Here is a 13,882-nt window from a genome sequence, read left to right as displayed (position 1 = left end):
CCTTACAAGTTGAATAAAATTTTAGGATTTCTTGAGTGATGTTGTAAGCTCATCCCAACGCTGTATCGCACTGTTCATCGCTTGCGCTTTCACATGCCCAAAACCTCGCACCTCAACAGGAAGTTTGGCAATTTCCTCCGCAACGACCAGATTGTATTTTTCAGGTGATTCAATTAAAGCCTCGACAAAGCTGATATAACGGTCACGCCACGCTTGTTCGTGCTGACGTTCTGTTTGACGAGAAAACGGGTCTAGGAAAGTTTCACGTAGCCATTGTAAACGTACCAATAGCATCAAAGGGAAACGGATCCAATATCCAAAAGCACGTTTACGAATATTTTGATGTGCGCCCAGTACAGGTGGAGCTAGGTGATAGGTTAGACGTAAGCCTTCTCCAAACTGTGAGGCTATAGACTGTTTGAATTTTTTAGCTGTAAGTAAACGTGCAACTTCATACTCATCTTTATAAGCCATCACTCGATAAAGTTGAGTTGCAATTGTTCCAGCTAATGATTCAGGTAATTTTTCCGCAGCGCTCTCTACTAAGTTTTTATACTTCAAGGCGTAAGCTTCATTCCAATATTCACGCAGACGAGTAGTACGATCTTCAATTAGTTCCGACATGGTCTGAGGTTTATTAAGTTTTGGCATCGCTGCGACTAAACGCTGAATTAAACTAGGATCACTGCTCAGATGACAACCGATGCGGAAAGCCTCGATATTCTTATCAACCGCCGTACCATTTAATTGAATTGCTTTCTCTATACTTTCTCTTAGTAGCGGTATTTTTCCTGATTGCCAAGCCATACCTAAAAGAATCTGGTTGGTATAGATCGAATCTCCGAGTACTTGAGTGGCAATACTAGCTGCTGGTAATGTAACTAGTTTTCCGTGATGTACACGTCCTTTCAAACGAGTAATTAAGTCTGTAATCGGAGCATACCAGTCCCGAGATTCAATAAAACTTAACGTTGGAGAGGCATCTTCATTCACGATCACCACTGCTTCATCTCTTAGGCGTGATAACGCAGCTTTGCTACCTGCTACGATTGCATCAGCGCCGATTAAAATATCACATTGACCAGCAGGAATTTTTGTTGCTGAAATTTGCTCGTCGTCTGAAGCAAGTTGTACATAGGAATATACTGTTCCTCCTTTCTGTGCTAATCCTGCCATATCCATAACACGTGTTGCTTTACCTTCTAGATGCGCAGCCATTCCTAACAATGCACCTAAAGTAACCACACCTGTACCACCAACACCACCCACCATGATTCGGCTCGGTGTATTTTCCAAGCTAGGAATGATTGGTTTTTCTGGCCAGCCAGCAGGAAATCCTTCAAATTTTTCAAGGCGTTTCATATCACGTGTATGTACAGTGACAAAACTTGGGCAAAAGCCTTCGACGCAAGTAAAGTCTTTATTACAGGTACTCTGGTTAATTTGACGCTTAGTACCTAATTCTGTTTCTACAGGTTCGACAGATAAACAGTTCGATTGTTTTGAACAGTCACCACAGCCTTCACAAATATCAGTATTAATAAGTAAACGTTCAGCAGGGTCAGGGTAGGCATTACGTTTACGACGACGACGTTTTTCACTGGCACAAGTTTGAACATAAATTAGGGCTGTTACTCCCGAAATATCACGTAATTGACGTTGGATTGCATCTAATTCATTACGGTGATGAATTTCTACATCAGGTGCTATACCTTCTTCGGCATGTATCAGCTCAGGTTCATCTGTGACAATAACCTGTTTTTTTATCCCTTCAGCGGCTAACTGACGCGTTAGTTGAGCAACACTCAAATGTCCATCCACATGTTGTCCGCCCGTCATTGCAACAGCATCGTTGTAGAGGATTTTGTAAGTAATATTAATTTTTGCAGCGATGGCTTGGCGAATAGCAAGATAACCTGAATGGAAATAAGTTCCATCGCCTAGATTAGCGAAAATGTGTTTTTCATTATTAAAATGCGATGCACCAGCCCAACTCACACCTTCACCACCCATTTGTGAATAGGTTTCTGTACCACGATCAAGTGAAACTGCAATGTAATGACATCCAATGCCACCTAATGCACGACTGCCTTCGGGTAATTTAGTCGAAGTATTATGAGGACATCCGCTACAGAAAAAAGGCTTGCGATCAGCAATATCTAAAATACGTTGAGATTCTTGTTCAGCTGTTTTTAATAAGCCAACTCGGTTTTGAATTTGTTCTTTTATATGTACTGGAATATCCAAGTCAAGAAAACGAGCTGCCAACATTTTTGCAATCGGTTCAGGCTGAAACTCGTAATATCCGATTAAGGGAGCTTCCTCAGTAGATGTACTCCATTCGCCCTTACCATCACAAGCTTTACCAATAATATGAGGGCGTTGATGATCAGGTAGTGAATACAACTCATCTTTAATTTGAGATTCAAGAATCGGGCGTTTTTCTTCAACAACGATCAGCTCTTTTAAACCTTCTGCAAACTCATGTAATCCTTGTGGTTCCAAAGGCCAAATAAGACCGACTTGATAAACTTTTAAGCCAATTTGTTCAGCAATATCGTTATCAATCCCTAATATACGCAAAGCTTCAATCGTATCGAGATAACCTTTGCCACTCGCAACGATACCGATACGGGCATTTTCAGATGACCAAGTGACTTTATTGAGTTGGTTAGCACGTGCATATGCTAAGACAGCAGGTAAGCGGTATTTGTAAAGTCGTTCTTCTTGTTGGATACCATGATCTGGCCAGCGAATATTAACGCCATCATCAGGAAATTTAACATCTTTAGGCAAGACTGGAATGACACGATCCTCATCAACATGCACAGATGCTGATGTCTCTACGATTTCACTCACGAGTTTTATGGAAGTCCATACACCCGCGAATCGTGACATTGCGACCGCATGGATACCAAGATCAAGAATGTGTTGTACTGAGGTTGGATAAAAAATAGGAATGCCGCAACCCATCATCACATGTTCAGACTGGTGCGGAACAGTAGAAGACTTACAAGAATGATCATCACCAAATAGAGCAACAACACCACCGTGTTCGGCTGTGCCTGCGAGGTTAGCATGACGTAGTACATCACCTGAGCGATCTACACCTGGACCTTTGCCATACCACCAAGAAGTAACACCATCAAATTTACCTTGACCTGCTAAATTGGCTTGTTGGGTACCCCAAATCGCGGTAGCAGCTAAATCTTCATTAACACCAGGTTGAAAGACCACATCATGATCTTTCAAAATTCCTTCAATTTGCCAAAGAAAATTATCATAATTACCAACAGGTGATCCGCGATAACCTGAAATAAATCCAGCGGTATGGTAACCATTTTTACTATCACGGCGGGTTTGAGCGAGTGGTAAACGCACCAAAGCTTGAATACCTGTCATATAAGCCGTGCCGTTATCGCTTATGTATTTATCATCAAGGGATACATCTTTAGTCGGTATCTTTTTAGGTGTAAATGTCGTAGCGATATTCATTTATGTCTCCTTTGTATTATGTAGTTCGAGCTACTTTCTTTTCTCAACATCCGAGTTGACTTTTGGAGTTATAGACATACAACGATCAAATCATGCGCTGAACCGTCAAAAAAATACGCATGGATGTATGTACATATTTACCATTGTGGTTGATCTAAACTGGTGCAACAATGCGTAATTTAGGAAAAGATATTTACGTTATGCGCAAAAATCTCGATGGTGGACTGTTGCATGCAATGCATGCTTTCCTGAAAGTGATTGACAGTGGAAGTTTTACAGCAGCTGCTGAACAGATGGATTTGACCACAGCTCAGGTATCACGTCTGATCAGCGAGTTAGAGTCACGGCTTGGTGTTAAACTGATGCAACGCTCTACACGGCAGCATGCATTGACAGATATTGGTGCGCTTTATGCTGAGCGTTGTCGACAAGTTCTATCGATCATAGATGAAGCAGAGTCTGAAGCGACAGGAACGGCAACAAAGCCAAAAGGACGGTTGCGTATTTTGAGTATGGCAAGCTTTGGGCATTATTATATATCGCCTGTAATGGCTAAATTCTGCCAAAGTTATCCAGATTTGACGGTTGAATATCGAACTTCGCAGAACACACCAGATCTTTTAGGTAAGGGAATTGATGTCAGCTTATATTTAACTGAATCACTGACTGACTCCAGATTCGTATCGCGTCGTATCGGCACAATATTTTCAGTGTTGTGCGCATCTCCTGCATATTTAGAAAAGCATGGCATACCAAACTCACCTGAAGATTTGTACAACCATGCATGTCTACGTTTGGTCAATCCATCAATTACACCTGAATGGCATTTGATTAATGAAAAGGGGGGTTTTCATGAGATCAGTACGAGCGGTCAAATTGTGGCTGATACTCCTGAGTTATTATTAGATGTCGTACAACAAGATATGGGAATCGCATTATTACCGATGTTTTCAGTGATTGAAGCTGTTCGGGCAGGTCGATTGTGTCATGTCTTACCCGATTGGCGTTCACCTGATATTGGTGTTTATACCTTATTACCGTCAAGAGATTATATTGATGCAAAAACTCGTGCTTGGTTGGATTGGGTAGAACAATATATTTCACCGAAAATTAAATCAGATACTTCTTATTTTTATCAATTAACACATACTGAATGATCTATATTTAAGTCAAAAATAAGTGATTAAAACAAAAAACATGAATGCTCCTTCAAATTTATTTTTAGTGGAGCATTTATCAATGATCGCTGAGATTTATTTATGCACATGACTGTTGAAGATAAGTATTTGCATAATTTGATAAGTTTTTTCGGTTCAATGTTTGATTGATATTTTGACTAGCCAACATCAGTTTTTCTAGATTAATGCCTGTTTCATAACCAATGTGAGACAGTAAATAATATAAATCCTCTGTTGCAACATTCCCTGATGAACCTTTGGCATAAGGACAACCACCCAGTCCAGCAAGTGAGGAATCAAAAACTCGAATACCTTGCTGTAAGGATTGATAGATATTGGCGATTGCCATACCATAGGTATTATGAAAGTGTCCAGCCAAAATCTTGCTATCCAATTCTGCTAAGCATGCTTGCCAAACTTTTTGCACTCGATCTGGTGTCGCTGTCCCAATAGTTTCACCCAATGAAATCTCATAACATCCCATGTCATGCAGCTGTTTCACGACATTCACGACTTGTTTGGGATCAATTGCACCTTCGTAAGGACAGTCCACCATACAAGAGACATAACCACGTACACGAACATTGTTTGCCTGCGCCGCTTTGAAAATTTCAGAGAATCGTTCTAAGCTTTCATCGATCGAGCAATTGATATTCTTTCGAGTAAAACTCTCAGAAGCTGCGGTAAAGACAGCAACCTCTTTACATCCAACTGCTAGAGCGGCTTCGAAGCCTTTAAGATTAGGCGTGAGCAAGCTCAAATTTAAATCATTGCGTTGTGGCAACAATTTAAATAACTCATCGCTCTGCGCCATTTGTGGTACCCATTTGGCTGATACACATGAACCCACTTCAATTGACTTTAAACCTGCATTAATTAAATCATTGATAAAACGCAATCGCTGCTCAATGCTTAAAGCTTGTTTCTCGTTTTGCAAACCATCACGAGGCCCAACTTCTACAATCTTTACATAGTCACTCATGCAACTTCCTCCTCAGCAGCTTGGAAGTCCACAAGCTCATCACCAGCTTTGACTTGATCTCCCACTTGGAAATAGGCATCCAAAATCACACCATCTTTTGGAGCGCGAATGGTATATTCCATTTTCATCGCTTCAAGCGTCAAAAGCACATCATCTTTCTTCACGGTGTGATTTGCGCCCACAAGTAATTGTGTCACCACGCCTGGCATTGGGGCTTTGAGATGTCCTTGCTCAGATTGACCATCAGTTTGATTATAATCCTGACGTAAGTAGCTAAACTTATAGCTTTGTCCAGCCTTGAACAGGGTAATACCTTGCACACCTCGATTAAAGGCAAGTTTTTGCTGGATTCCACCAATTTGAATATTTGCACTGTGTTGATCAGTCAATTGACCTGTGATGTGATACTGCTGACCATTAAATTCTGCATTAAACCCTTGTTCAGCAGCAGAAAACTTAATTTGAATATTTTGATTTAAATAATTCAATTTAATGCTGTGCTGATAAGACACATTACTACGCCATAAGGGTTGTGCTAGCCACAGTTGTTTTTGAGTTGATTGATTGCTTTGCATTTGGCTTAGAAATTCAATAAATGCAGTCGCAACAACAAACTCAGGTTTTGTATTCGCTGGGCTAAACAAGAACTGCTCTTCACGTTGGATTAGATTCGTATCCAACTTTGCTTGTTTGAATGAATCACAACGTACAATCTTTTCCAAAAAGGCAATGTTATTGCCTAAACCATCGACATGGAATTGACTAAGCGCGTGTTGCATTTGAATCAAAGCAGCTTCACGGTTTTTCCCCCATACGATCAATTTGGCAATCATTGGGTCATAGAAAGTGGTAATTTCATCACCTTCAACGATGCCACTATCTACACGAACATATTGGTTTTGCGCTGGGTAGCGTAAATAGTCAATTTTACCGATTGCAGGTAAAAAGCCTTTTTCTGGTTCTTCGGCATAAATACGTGCTTCGAGCGCATGCCCATGAATTTGTAATTCATGTTGGAGTTTTGGTAATGGCTCACCATACGCAACTCGTAATTGCCATTCTACTAAGTCCTCTCCAGTAATCATTTCAGTCACAGGATGTTCGACTTGTAAGCGTGTGTTCATTTCCATGAAATACGCCGTACCATCTTGTTCAACGATAAACTCAACCGTACCTGCACCGACATAATTTACCGCACGCGCAGCATCGATTGCAGCTTGACGCATAGCATCGAGCTTTTCGCTTGGCATTTGCGGAGCAGGGGCTTCCTCTAATACTTTTTGATGACGACGTTGAACAGAACAATCCCGTTCAAATAAATGTACATAGTTGCCATGTGTGTCGCCAAATACCTGTACTTCGATATGACGTGGTTGAATCACATAACGTTCAATCAGTACGTCATCATTACCAAAACTCGATTTGGCTTCACGCTTACACGACGCAAGAGAATGTAGGAAATCTTCGCTACGTTCCACTAGACTCATGCCTTTACCGCCACCACCAGCACTTGCTTTAATCAATACAGGATAGCCAATCCGATCTGCTTGTTGTTTTAAAAATTCAGCATCTTGATTTGTTCCGTGATAGCCCGGTGTTAGAGGTACACCGGCTTTTTCCATCAACGCTTTAGAGGTTGCTTTCAAGCCCATCGCTAAAATGGCATCGACTGGAGGTCCAATGAAGCAAATATTATGCTGCTGGCAAGCTAAGGCAAATTGATCGTTTTCCGAAAGAAAACCATAACCAGGATGAATCGCTTGGCTTCCTGTATCAATCGCCGCTTGAATAATACGATCAACTTGTAAATAACTTTGTGTTGCAGGAGATTGACCAATATAAATCGCTTCATCAGCAAGTTTAACGTGTTGTGCATGTGCATCTGCATCTGAGTAAACCGCAACCGTCGCAATACCTAATTTTTTGGCGGTACGAATCACACGGCAAGCGATCTCACCACGGTTCGCAATTAAAATCTTTTCAAACATCTTAATCATCCTTAATTGTTGTTATTAGAATTTGAAGTCCACGCAGGGGCTTGCTTATTTAAGAAAGCGGTTAAACCTTCTTTTGCCTCACTGCCTTGACGGACTTGTGCTATGTGTTGAGCAGTTTGTCGAAGTAACTCATCGTTCATACTTTGATTGCTAACCATTTGAATCAGTTGCTTAGATGCTGCTTGGGCATGTGGTCCACCCAGCAGTAAAGCATCAATAATCTCTTGAACTTTTTTATCTAAATCTTCTGCATCCGCAATTTCATGTGCCAAGCCGATTTGTTTTGCTTCGTGCGCTGAGATACGTTCAGCAGTTAAAAAATAGCGTGAAGCTTGTCTAGCGCCAATCGCACGAATCACATATGGACTAATCGTAGAAGGGGCAAGACCTAGTCGAACTTCAGAGGTTGCAAACTTTGCATCGGTACTGGCAATGCAAATATCACATGCAGATGCCAAACCCATACCACCACCAAAAGCAATGCCATGAACACGTGCAATCGTCGGCTGTTTTAAGGTTGCGAGTGCTTCAAGCATCTGTGCGAGTTTTAAAGCATCGGCTTCATTTTCTTCTGCAGAAGCTTGCCCCGCTTGTTTCATCCAATTCAGATCTGCACCTGCTGAAAAGCTTTTACCACGACCTGCTAAAACTACAACTCGAATATCGTCACGGATAGCAATTTGCTTAAAGCAAGTATGCAATTCTTCAATCACCGTTGTATTGAAGGCATTGTGTAGCTCAGGGCGATTCAGCCACACATATGCCACCTGATCATGCTGTTCCAGTTGTAAAAATTGATAGCTCATAAACACCTCTTACATGCGGAACACGCCAAATTTAGTTGGTTGAATCGGTGCATTTAAAGCTGCAGCAAGACTCAATCCTAATACTTGACGCGTTTGCGCTGGATCAATCACACCGTCATCCCACAAACGGGCAGAAGCATAGTAAGGATGACCTTGACGTTCATACTGATCACGAATCGGTTGTTTAAATTCATCTTCTTCTTGTGCTGACCATTCTGCGCCTTTTTGCTCGATCTGATCATGCTTCAAAGTCGAAAGTACGCTGGCTGCTTGCTCACCACCCATGACTGAAATACGCGAGTTTGGCCAAGTCCATAAGAAACGTGGAGAATAAGCACGTCCACACATACCGTAGTTACCTGCACCAAAAGAACCGCCAATGATGAGTGTAAGTTTTGGTACATTTGCAGTTGCAACCGCCATCACCAGTTTAGCACCGTGCTTGGCAATGCCTTCATTTTCGTATTGGCGACCGACCATAAAGCCCGTGATATTTTGAATAAATAACAACGGAATATTGCGTTGGGTACATAGCTCAATAAAGTGTGCGCCTTTTTGAGCTGACTCAGAAAATAGAATGCCATTATTGGCAATAATTCCGACTGGCATCCCATAAAGTGATGCAAACCCTGTGATCAAGGTTGAACCAAAACGAGCTTTAAATTCATCAAAACGAGAACCATCGACGATACGTGCAATCACTTCTCGTACATCAAATGGCTTGCGCGCATCGGTTGGGACTACACCATACAACTCTTTCGCATCAAACAATGGTTCATCAATCTGTTTATTGAGTTCATTTGGTTTTTTATTCAAATTGGCAACGATATTACGTGCAATCGCAATCGCATGTTCATCATTTTCAGCGAGGTGATCGGCAACACCTGAAAGACGCGTATGTACATCACCACCACCCAAATCTTCGCTACTTACAACTTCACCTGTTGCAGCTTTAACCAAAGGAGGACCACCTAAGAAAATAGTCCCTTGATTACGCACGATGATGGTTTCATCTGACATCGCAGGAACATAAGCACCACCAGCGGTACAGCTACCCATCACGACCGCAATTTGGGCTATACCTTGGCTCGACATACGTGCTTGATTGTAGAAGATACGTCCGAAGTGATCACGATCAGGGAATACCTGATCCTGCATAGGTAAATACGCACCACCTGAATCTACAAGATAAATACAAGGTAAGTGATTTTGTTCTGCAATTTCTTGAGCACGTAAATGCTTTTTAACCGTAAGTGGATAATAGGTACCACCTTTAACCGTTGCATCATTGGCAACGATCATGCATGTCACACCATTAACCTGTCCAATACCCGCAATCACACCCGCAGCAGGAATATCATCCTCATAAACCTTATACGCAGCAAGTTGTCCGATTTCTAAAAAAGCTGTGCCAACGTCAATCAATTGATCTATACGTTCACGTGGAAGCAATTTTCCACGTGCTAAATGCTTTTGACGTGCGTTTTCTCCGCCGCCTAATGCAATATTTTGGGCAACTTGTGTTAAATCATTAACCAACGTCTGCATAGCTTGTTGGTTTGTTTTGAAGTCTTCACTTCGCACATTAATTTTGCTTTGTAATTGATTCATATGATGCATCCTGATTTATCGTTATTATTTGGTTTCATTAAACAATTCACGTCCGATCAACATACGACGAATTTCAGATGTGCCTGCACCAATTTCATAAAGTTTTGCATCACGCCATAAACGCCCCGTAGGGAATTCATTGATATAGCCATTGCCACCTAAAGTTTGAATCGCTTCACCCGCCATCCATGTCGCTTTTTCTGCTGCATATAAAATGGCACTGGCTGCATCTTTACGTAAGCTACGGTCATGATCTCCTTTATCACACGCTGTACCAACGGCATATACAAGCGCTTTACAAGCCAGCCAAGTTGAATACATATCAGCAAGTTTGCCTTGCATTAATTGGAATTCACCTAAAGCTTGTCCAAATTGTTCACGTTGATGTAAATACGGAATCACGACATCCATGCAGGCATCCATAATGCCAAGTGGACCTGCGCTAAGAACTGCACGCTCATAGTCCAAGCCACTCATCAGGACTTTAGCGCCGTTACCGACACCACCCAACACGTTTTCAACAGGTACTTCTACATTGTCAAAAAACAATGGATAGGTATTTGAGCCACGCATACCAAGTTTGTCTAAGTGATGACCATGACTAAAACCTTTCATGTCCTTTTCAATTAAAAAAGCGGTCATGCCTTTTGCGCCTGCATGTGGATCAGTTTTTGCGTATACCACTAGGACATCAGCATCACCGCCATTGGTAATCCACATCTTGGAACCATTCAAAACGAAATGATCACCTTTTTGTTCAGCACGTAATTTCATACTGACTACATCAGAACCCGCATTCGGTTCAGACATCGCTAGGGCACCGACATATTCTCCAGAAATTAATTTAGGCAGATATTTCTGCTTTTGTTGCTCATTACCGTTGCGATTAATTTGGTTAATACATAGGTTTGAGTGTGCGCCGTATGAAAGTGCAATTGCTGCAGAAGCACGAGAAATTTCTTGCATAACAATAATATGAGCAAGATAACCAAGGTTGGTGCCGCCGTATTCTTCAGAAACCGTTAGGCCTAATAAGCCCATATCACCGAACTTTTTCCATAGATGGCTCGGGAATTTATTGTCTTGATCTACTTGCTGAGCAATTGGTGCAATTTCTTTTGCACAAAATGCGGCAACTGAATCTTGAAGGGCAATCAATGTTTCATCCAGACCAAAATTCAAGCTACGTAGGTTCATTGTGTTCATCCTATTGGTTATATTTGTTGTTCCATAAGCATTCTTGTTTGTGCTTAGGAAGTACCATACAATGAATTTTTGAAAAAGTGAATATAGATTCATAAAATGATTTACAATTCACTTTATTTGTTAGAGAATAAATTTCATGAGTTATAAACGATCATCTTTAATGCAAGAACGGATGGAACAAAATCGTAAGTCGATTTTGAGTTCAGCCAGAAAATTAATTTCAGAAGGAGGGTTTAAAGACGCACAGATACAAACAATTGCTGAGCAAGCAGGTGTTTCAAGTGGGTTGGTTTATCGCTACTTTGACAATAAAAGTCAGGTACTTATTGAAGTTCTGTCAGAAGCGATCAATACCGAACTTTTAGTGATTGATGCGATTACGGAAAGTGATCTAACGGCGGAACAGAAGTTACATAAAGCGGTAACAACCTTTGTAAAAAGGGCACTAAACAGCCCTCAGCTTGCATATTCACTCATGTTTGAACCTGTTGATTCATTGGTAGAGCATGAGCGTTTTCGTGTTAAGCAGTTGATTAAACAAAGTATTATTAAAATACTCGCAGATGGAAATGCAAGTGGCGAGTTTATGTTAGAGAATTTAAATACCACTGCACTTTGTGTGGTTGGCGCGATGACTTTTGTAGTCGTAGAACCTCTAGACCCAGCTCAAAATACAAAGTTTGATCAGCAACACAAAGACTATTTTTCAAAGCAGATTGCTGATTTTTGTGTGGATGCCGTGAGGAAAAAATAGGCATAAACAACAATAAAAATCAAAACAAGGCAGTTTGAAGAATAGTTGCAGTAATAACAATGAGATGAAATCAGAACAGAATTAGAAAGAATCAAGGAGAATGATTCAATGCAACAACAACGGTTAAGCTATGCCTCTGGACCAAGTGCACAACCCTTATTGGGGATGACGATTGGAGAAAAATTTGATCAAGCTTGTCAGCAATATGCTGATCAAGAAGCGATTGTAAGTTCACATCAGAACAGACGGTTGACCTATAAACAACTACAAGATGAAGTGAATACTTTTGCCTGTAGTTTGCTCAAACTCGGTTTAAAGAAAGGCGATCGACTAGGCATCTGGTCACCAAACTGCGTGGAATGGACGATCACTCAATTTGCTGCTTTTAAAGCAGGGATTATCCTAGTGAACTTAAATCCTGCCTACAAAAGCCATGAGTTAGAGTATGTATTGAATAAAGTTTCCTGCAAAGGATTGATCATCGCCTCACAATTCAAAACGACTGATTATCAAGAGCTTTTGACACGAATTGCACCAGAAATTGTTTTCTGTACAGACAAAATTATTCATTCAGAACGTCTGCCTTTCTTAAAGTTTGTGATCAAAATTGATGAAAAACAGCATACAGGTATTCATCGTTTCAGTGATCTAGTCGTTCCTCCAACTCAAGAACAACTCGATCAATTACAATTGGCTACGCAGCAATTGCAATTTGATGAAACCATTAATATTCAATTTACGTCAGGAACGACTGGTAATCCGAAAGGCACAATGCTCACCCATCATAACATTCTGAATAATGGTTATTTTGTAGGAGAGGGTATTCGTTTAACGCCACAAGATAAAGTATGCATCTCTGTGCCTTTATTCCACTGTTTCGGTATGGTCATGGGAAATCTAGCTTGTATCACACATGGTTCTACTATGGTGTATCCATCAGCTGTATTTAATCCATTAGAAACACTAAAGACAATTCACAACGAACGTTGTACGGCAGCATACGGCGTACCAACCATGTTCATCGCCACTTTAGAGCATGAACAATTTAATGAATTTGACTTATCTAGTTTACGTACAGGGATCATGGCGGGAAGCCCATGCCCACGTGAAATTATGCAGCGTGTGATTGATCGTATGCATATGTCAGAAATCACGATTTGTTATGGCATGACTGAGACTTCACCTGTCAGCGTACAAAGCTCAGTGAGTGACACCATTGATAAACGCGTCAGTACGGTTGGACATGTTCATCCACATGTCGAAATCAAAATTGTCGATCCTGAAGGGCAACTCGTACCACAAGGAACCTTAGGCGAGCTATGCGTCAGAGGTTACTCGGTAATGGCAGGCTATTGGGGTGAAGAAGAAAAAACCCGTGAAGTAATTGATGCCGCAGGTTGGATGCATACAGGTGACATTGCGGAGATGGATGCTGAAGGCTTTGTCAAAATCAAAGGTCGCATCAAAGATGTCGTCATTCGTGGTGGAGAAAATCTCTTTCCTAAAGAAATCGAAGACTTCTTATATACCCATCCTGCGATCTGTGATGTGCAAGTGATTGGTCTACCTGATACGCGTTACGGTGAAGAACTATGTGCTTGTATTATTTTGCATGAACATCATCAGACCAATGAAGACAACATCCGTAGTTTCTGTAAGGAACACATTTCACATAATAAAGTGCCTCGTTACGTAAAATTCTTTAATGAATTTCCTATGACTGCATCAGGCAAAGCGCAGAAGTTTAAGTTACAGGAAATTATGCGTGCTGAACTGAATTTAACTGGAAACGTATTCGACTAAATGATGTCTTACATCGCATAGAAAAAAACAGCATTTTAAAGTCATAAGGA

At 41.0% G+C, this 13,882-nt stretch carries 9 protein-coding genes; 3 read left to right on the top strand and 6 right to left on the bottom strand.

Features of this window, described 5'->3' with window-relative positions:
* Positions 1–21 precede the first annotated feature (21 nt).
* The gene (locus R2H34_RS08950; RefSeq protein WP_004961890.1) at positions 22–3,495 is read right to left on the bottom strand and encodes an indolepyruvate ferredoxin oxidoreductase family protein; all 3,474 of its coding nucleotides are present in this window, start codon (positions 3,493–3,495) and stop codon (positions 22–24) included.
* Between the two features lie 200 nt (positions 3,496–3,695).
* Here R2H34_RS08950 and R2H34_RS08945 point away from each other — a divergent pair, with 200 nt between their 5' ends.
* The gene (locus tag R2H34_RS08945; RefSeq protein ID WP_026057409.1) at positions 3,696–4,652 is read left to right on the top strand and encodes a LysR family transcriptional regulator; all 957 of its coding nucleotides are present in this window, start codon (positions 3,696–3,698) and stop codon (positions 4,650–4,652) included.
* A gap of 100 nt (positions 4,653–4,752) precedes the next feature.
* Here the strand turns inward: R2H34_RS08945 and R2H34_RS08940 are convergent, their stop codons facing one another.
* From R2H34_RS08940 to R2H34_RS08920, 5 genes are read right to left on the bottom strand one after another with little or no spacing between them, the layout of a single operon-like run.
* Positions 4,753–5,655 (bottom strand): hydroxymethylglutaryl-CoA lyase, encoded by a 903-nt coding sequence (locus R2H34_RS08940; protein WP_004961885.1) that lies wholly within the window; start codon positions 5,653–5,655, stop codon positions 4,753–4,755.
* The gene (locus R2H34_RS08935; RefSeq protein ID WP_004961882.1) at positions 5,652–7,643 is read right to left on the bottom strand and encodes an acetyl/propionyl/methylcrotonyl-CoA carboxylase subunit alpha; all 1,992 of its coding nucleotides are present in this window, start codon (positions 7,641–7,643) and stop codon (positions 5,652–5,654) included. Before R2H34_RS08935 ends, R2H34_RS08940 begins: the two co-directional genes overlap by 4 nt.
* An 11-nt stretch (positions 7,644–7,654) precedes the next feature.
* Positions 7,655–8,458 (bottom strand): enoyl-CoA hydratase/isomerase family protein, encoded by an 804-nt coding sequence (locus tag R2H34_RS08930; protein ID WP_075696509.1) that lies wholly within the window; start codon positions 8,456–8,458, stop codon positions 7,655–7,657.
* Positions 8,459–8,467: 9 nt separating this feature from the next.
* The gene (locus R2H34_RS08925; protein WP_151708112.1) at positions 8,468–10,069 is read right to left on the bottom strand and encodes a carboxyl transferase domain-containing protein; all 1,602 of its coding nucleotides are present in this window, start codon (positions 10,067–10,069) and stop codon (positions 8,468–8,470) included.
* A gap of 24 nt (positions 10,070–10,093) precedes the next feature.
* On the bottom strand, positions 10,094–11,266 hold the full coding sequence (locus R2H34_RS08920) for an isovaleryl-CoA dehydrogenase (protein WP_004961873.1): 1,173 nt from the start codon (positions 11,264–11,266) through the stop codon (positions 10,094–10,096).
* 145 nt (positions 11,267–11,411) lie between these two features.
* Here R2H34_RS08920 and R2H34_RS08915 point away from each other — a divergent pair, with 145 nt between their 5' ends.
* Both R2H34_RS08915 and R2H34_RS08910 read left to right on the top strand, forming a co-directional pair.
* Complete coding sequence (locus R2H34_RS08915; RefSeq protein WP_004961872.1) at positions 11,412–12,029, top strand: TetR/AcrR family transcriptional regulator; 618 nt, start codon at positions 11,412–11,414, stop codon at positions 12,027–12,029.
* Positions 12,030–12,137: 108 nt separating this feature from the next.
* On the top strand, positions 12,138–13,832 hold the full coding sequence (locus R2H34_RS08910; protein ID WP_004961870.1) for an AMP-binding protein: 1,695 nt from the start codon (positions 12,138–12,140) through the stop codon (positions 13,830–13,832).
* Positions 13,833–13,882 lie beyond the last annotated feature (50 nt).

Origin of the sequence: Acinetobacter sp. 16 (assembly GCF_033439925.1) — a bacterium.
Classification (GTDB): Bacteria; Pseudomonadota; Gammaproteobacteria; order Pseudomonadales; family Moraxellaceae; genus Acinetobacter; species Acinetobacter junii.
Note: the sequence above shows the minus strand (reverse complement) of the source record. Positions and strands in the feature narration are given on the sequence as shown.

Bases quoted from the DNA above. Each gene is read 5' to 3' on its own strand.
- R2H34_RS08950 (WP_004961890.1), bottom strand. From the start codon at position 3,495: ATGAATATCGCTACGACATTTACACCTAAAAAGATACCGACTAAAGAT.
- R2H34_RS08925 (WP_151708112.1), bottom strand. From the start codon at position 10,069: ATGAATCAATTACAAAGCAAAATTAATGTGCGAAGTGAAGACTTCAAA.
- R2H34_RS08920 (WP_004961873.1), bottom strand. From the start codon at position 11,266: ATGAACCTACGTAGCTTGAATTTTGGTCTGGATGAAACATTGATTGCC.
- R2H34_RS08935 (WP_004961882.1), bottom strand. From the start codon at position 7,643: ATGTTTGAAAAGATTTTAATTGCGAACCGTGGTGAGATCGCTTGCCGT.
- R2H34_RS08915 (WP_004961872.1), top strand. From the start codon at position 11,412: ATGAGTTATAAACGATCATCTTTAATGCAAGAACGGATGGAACAAAAT.
- R2H34_RS08910 (WP_004961870.1), top strand. From the start codon at position 12,138: ATGCAACAACAACGGTTAAGCTATGCCTCTGGACCAAGTGCACAACCC.
- R2H34_RS08940 (WP_004961885.1), bottom strand. From the start codon at position 5,655: ATGAGTGACTATGTAAAGATTGTAGAAGTTGGGCCTCGTGATGGTTTG.
- R2H34_RS08945 (WP_026057409.1), top strand. From the start codon at position 3,696: ATGCGCAAAAATCTCGATGGTGGACTGTTGCATGCAATGCATGCTTTC.
- R2H34_RS08930 (WP_075696509.1), bottom strand. From the start codon at position 8,458: ATGAGCTATCAATTTTTACAACTGGAACAGCATGATCAGGTGGCATAT.